Origin of the sequence: Corallococcus sp. 4LFB (genome assembly GCF_046520365.1) — a bacterium.
GTDB lineage: Bacteria > Myxococcota > Myxococcia > Myxococcales > Myxococcaceae > Corallococcus > Corallococcus caeni.
This window is the reverse complement of the sequence record NZ_JBKGHJ010000606.1, coordinates 1-4,416: the sequence shown is the minus strand read 5'-3', so window position 1 is coordinate 4,416 and position 4,416 is coordinate 1. Positions and strand designations below refer to the sequence as shown.

Annotated in this window: 4 protein-coding genes and 2 pseudogenes; 2 read left to right on the top strand and 4 right to left on the bottom strand. The window is 70.8% G+C overall.

Annotated elements, in window-relative coordinates:
• Both ACLEQD_RS37900 and ACLEQD_RS37895 read right to left on the bottom strand, forming a co-directional pair.
• A pseudogene (locus ACLEQD_RS37900) lies at positions 1-337 on the bottom strand (twitching motility protein); the annotation flags it as partial.
• A gap of 176 nt (positions 338-513) precedes the next feature.
• A complete protein-coding gene (locus ACLEQD_RS37895; protein ID WP_410390727.1) occupies positions 514-1,053 on the bottom strand; it encodes a GNAT family N-acetyltransferase in 540 nt (179 codons plus the stop codon).
• Between the two features lie 270 nt (positions 1,054-1,323).
• Here ACLEQD_RS37895 and ACLEQD_RS37890 point away from each other — a divergent pair, with 270 nt between their 5' ends.
• Together ACLEQD_RS37890 and ACLEQD_RS37885 are read left to right on the top strand one after the other, a co-directional pair.
• Positions 1,324-2,049, top strand: a complete 726-nt coding sequence (locus ACLEQD_RS37890; RefSeq protein ID WP_410390726.1) for a GTP-binding protein — start codon at positions 1,324-1,326, stop codon at positions 2,047-2,049.
• Positions 2,046-3,542, top strand: a complete 1,497-nt coding sequence (locus ACLEQD_RS37885) for an ATP-binding protein (protein ID WP_410390725.1) — start codon at positions 2,046-2,048, stop codon at positions 3,540-3,542. The genes ACLEQD_RS37890 and ACLEQD_RS37885 overlap by 4 nt, the downstream gene beginning before the upstream one ends.
• 73 nt (positions 3,543-3,615) lie before the next feature.
• Here ACLEQD_RS37885 and ACLEQD_RS37880 read toward each other — a convergent pair whose 3' ends face one another.
• Positions 3,616-4,014, bottom strand: a complete 399-nt coding sequence (locus tag ACLEQD_RS37880; RefSeq protein ID WP_410390724.1) for a hypothetical protein — start codon at positions 4,012-4,014, stop codon at positions 3,616-3,618.
• Between the two features lie 184 nt (positions 4,015-4,198).
• Positions 4,199-4,416, bottom strand: a pseudogene (locus ACLEQD_RS37875) (hypothetical protein); the annotation flags it as partial.

Sequence of the window (4,416 nt, the reverse complement as noted above, 5' to 3'; positions counted from 1 at the left end):
GGCCGCGCCGCTGGGCCGCGGCCTGCGCCGCACCCTCCGCGCCTCGCGTGAGGCGCACGTTCATCAGCTCGCCCCGGCGCACCGCCGCGATGCAGAGGGAGCCCAGGCCGGTGGCGTTCACCGTCCACTGCACCGGCGTCTCCGACACCGTGGACGCCCGCGCCAGGCCCACCATCGCCTGGAGGGCCTTCACGAGATCATCAGTGGAGAGGGCGCCGGGATCGACGGGCTCGTAGCCGGTGGCGCCGCGCACCATCGGAGGACGGCCGCTGGCCAGGGCCAGCTCGGTGATTCCAGGACGCGACAGATGACGCAGCAGCTCAGCGAGCGGTTTCATTCGGGGGGAGGCCCCACCGCTGCCGTGCGTCAGGCCCGGCGGGGTGGAAACGCCCGCGAGGATAGTCGACCGCCGCCTCCCAGGTCATCCCGGGGGCATGTCCCCGAACGCACGACGGGAGCGGCCGTGTGAGGGCCCCTCCCGTCGGGTACAGCCGGTTGCTGGGGTGCGTCGGACTACAGCTCGCGCGACATCAGGAGCCGCAGCTTGCCGGACTTCTTGGAGACCACCGTGGCGACCGTGGTGAAGCCCGCCTTGCGGTAGAAGCCCACCGCGGGCGCGTTCGCGGGGTCCACGCGCAGGGCGATGGTCTTGCGGTACATGTCGCGCGCCGCGTCCAGCGCCTTGTCGAGCAGCTTCTCGCCCACACCCTGGCGCCGCAGCTCCGGCTTCACCACGATGTTGCGCAGGTAGGCCGCGCCCGGCACCGGGCCGTCGCGCTCCACCGTCACGTAGCCCACCACCTGGTTCTGGATCCGCGCCACGTGGAGGAAGGGCTTGAGCGGGGTGAGCGCCTTGAGGCTGTCCTCCTGGCTCTCCCCCCGCCCCTTCCAGGGCTCGGAGTTGGCGCGAAGGGCCGACACCGTGGTGAGGTCCTCGTCGGTGGGCGGCCCGAATTTGACCCCGTTCACCAGATCATTGGGGAGCGTCGCTCCATCCAGCACCGGCGTGGGGGCCGCCACCTCGACGCCAGGGTCCACCTGCTTCATCGTCATCGCCTTGCTCCTCCGTCGCGTCCGCGATCCTAACCGGTCCCCCCGTACCCATGCACGCGATCATTCCGCGCGCATTGTCCTGTTTTCAGTGTGGGGAGACGTCCTCCTCCCGGGCGGGGAGCAGGAATCTCTCGAAACGTCACGCACGGGGGCGTCATTCCGGGAAGACATGTCCCGCCCCGTCGTCTGGACTGCGAGCGGCCTTCCGCGCGGGACGTGGGGCCATTATAAAACCCCTGTCCGGGTCCCCCTCGGTCCGAGCTCTGCCCCTTGCAACTCAACCACGCCCAGCGCGAGCTGACGCTCAAGATCGTCTATTACGGCCCCGGGCTCAGCGGGAAGACGACGAACTTGCGCAAGCTGCACGCGCGAGCGCGGCCGGACGTGCGAGGGCGCCTGCTGTCGGTGGACACCCACGACGACCGGACGCTCTTCTTCGACCTGCTGCCCGTCTTCTTCTCCACCTCCACGGGCTTCAAGGTGAAGGTGAAGCTCTTCACCGTGCCGGGGCAGGTCATCCACAACGCCACGCGGCGGGTGGTGCTCCAGGGCGCGGACGCGGTGGTCTTCATCGCGGACAGCCGCAGGGGCGCGGCCCAGGAGAACAACAGCTACTGGCGCAACCTCCAGGAGAACCTGCGTGAGATGGAGCTGGACCCCACGCAGGTGCCGGTGGTCATCCAGTTCAACAAGCGCGACCTGCCGGACAGCCTGACGGACGCGGAGCTGGCGGAGGTGCAGCGCCGGGGCAGCCAGCCGGTGGTGGGCTCCGTCGCCGTGCGAGGCGAGGGCGTGGTGGAGACCTTCCACGCCGTGGTGCAGACGGCCTGGCGCGCGCTGGAAGGCCGGGCGCAGCTGTCGCGCAACGTGGGCCTCAGCGAGGAGGAGTTCCTGGGGCAGATCTTCCGCCACATCGACCTGAGCGGAACGGCGCTGGAGGGGCGGTATGGCCCGGGCGCCGTGCCCGGCGGCAGGGAGAGCGGGAGGGCGCCATGAGCGGCGCGGCGGGCGGAGGCCCCCGGAACACCGCGAGCGCGCCCCGGCGTGAGTCCGCGCTCCAGCGGCGGCTGTCGCTGGGGGACCTGCTGGACCTGCCGTCCTTCACGGAGGTGGTGAAGGGCTTCAGCGACCTGTACCGCGTGGGCATCAAGGTGCTGGACACGCGCGGCAACAAGCTGGCGGACGTGAAGGTGGGCCACGGCGACTTCTGCGCCTACGTCTTCTCCTTCCCGGACGGCCGCCACGCGTGCACCGCCATGGTGGGCCGGGTGAAGGACGGCCCCGTGCTGCCGGAGGCCGGCGGGCGCGTCGCGGACGGCGACGTGTCCGAAGCGGCGGGCCTCATCGCGCTCACGTGCTTCACCGGCCTGCGCTACGTGGTGATGCCGGTGCGCTGGGACGGCGACCTCCTGGGCCGGGTCATCCTGGGGCCCTTCACGCCGGAGGAGCTGACGGACTTCCCGGAGACGCTCACCGGCATCCAGGGGCTGGACCTGGAGCGCGCGCAGGAGCTGCTGGGGCGCGTGCGCCGCGTGCCGGAGCGCACCGCCGCGCAGGTGCTGGGCCACTTCGGGCAGGTGCTGGGCGCGCTCGTCGCCAGCGGGCAGAAGGCGTACCTGGCCACGCACCTGCATCTGGAGTCCACGCTGGAGGTGCACCGCGAGCTGGAGGCGCAGAACGCGCGGCTGCTCCAGGCGAACGCGCGGCTCAAGGAGCTGGACCGGCTGAAGTCCACCTTCCTGGGCACGGTGAGCCACGAGCTGCGCACGCCGCTCGCGTCCATCCTCGGGTACTCGGAGATGATGGCGGAGGGGCTGGCGGGGCCGCTCAACCCGGAGCAGCTCCAGTACGTGCGCACCATCGTGGAGAAGGGCGAGACGCTGCTCTCGATGATCTCCTCGCTCTTGGACCTGAGCCAGATTGAGGCGGGCCGCCTGCGCCTGTCCATGGCGCCGGTGGACCCCGGCTACGTCATCCAGACGGCGGTCTCCAGCGTGCTGCCGCAGGCGCAGCGCAAGGGCCTGGAGCTGGAGGTGCGGCTGCCGCACACGCCGCAGCCCAGGCTCGCGGGTGATCTGGACAAGCTGCGCCAGGTGGTGGTGAACCTGCTGGCCAACGCGGTGAAGTTCACGCCCGCGGGTGGCCGGGTGAAGGTGACGCTGTCGGACGCGGCGATGCAGCAGGAGCTGGGCGTGCCCGGCTACCGCATCAGCGTGGAGGACACCGGCGTGGGCATCCGCGCCGAGGAGTTCGAGCGCATCTTCCAGAGCTTCTACCAGGTGGACGGCAGCTCCACGCGCGAGTTCGGCGGCGCGGGGCTGGGGCTGGCCATCGTGAAGAGCCTGGTGGAGGGCCACGGCGGCCGGGTGCGCGTGGAGAGCGAGTTCGGCCACGGCTCGCGCTTCATCGTCCAGCTGCCGCTGCACCCGCCCATGCAGGACCGGGGGCTGAGCGCCGCGCCGCCCATGCCGGAGCCGGACCGCTTCTGAAGACAGACAGCCCTGCCCGGGCTCGGCTGGCACCCGGACAGGGACTGGCTCACCACGGGGACCGCGAGACGGCCTACGGGTAACCCCAGCAGGCGGAGCGGCGCACCGTGCCGAAGTAGTAGAGGCAGAAGCTGTCGGAGGCCTCGATGCAGCGGCCGTAGCCGCCCACGTACGGGTCGCTGTAGTAGCCCACCACGTAGAGCGTGTTCGACGGGTCGCCCGCGCACGTGGTGAGGCAGTAGTTGTAGTTCCAGCCGGTACACACGGCCATGGCGTTGACCTCGCGACCTTCGCCGCTGTCACCGGCGTAGTCCGCCACCGAGACCAACGGAGGCACGGGCACGTCCTGCTGCTGCGTGTCCGTGACGGCGGGCGTCTGGGTCTCCTCGCCCATGCCCTCCTCGGGAGCGGGACCACAGGCCACGGCGAGTGCCGCCATCGCGGACGCAAGGAACAGCTTCGAAGCCTTCATCGGGACCTCCAGGGGGTGTCTTCGGCAATGCCTCTGCCTGGGGCGGGCGCCCCGGGCGCGTGAAGCCAGACGGCTTCGCGCATTGCTGATTTATCAAGCTAAACAGGTAATAGCATCTTAAGCGCTATATCCTGTTTAGTCCTGTAAACTCGGAAAGTGGCGTGGACGACAACGCCGCGGCCCGTCACCCGGGGCCCGCCTCAGGTGAGGGCGCGGGGGCCTTCCGGGGCGGGGCCGCCGCCGCTGACGACGTGCAGCCGCTCCCAGCCCGGCGCGCGAGGAGCTGTTGCAGCTTGGGCCGCAGCGCCGCCTGCAGCGCCTTCGCTCCGGACTCGTCCTTCAGCGACAGCGCGGGCAGCGACCAGCGCTCGCGCACGCGCGCGTCCATGCCCGGGGCCTGGC

Coding starts and splice junctions, on each gene's coding strand:
- ACLEQD_RS37895 (WP_410390727.1), bottom strand. CDS start 1,053: ATGACGATGAAGCAGGTGGACCCTGGCGTCGAGGTGGCGGCCCCCACG.
- ACLEQD_RS37885 (WP_410390725.1), top strand. CDS start 2,046: ATGAGCGGCGCGGCGGGCGGAGGCCCCCGGAACACCGCGAGCGCGCCC.
- ACLEQD_RS37880 (WP_410390724.1), bottom strand. CDS start 4,014: ATGAAGGCTTCGAAGCTGTTCCTTGCGTCCGCGATGGCGGCACTCGCC.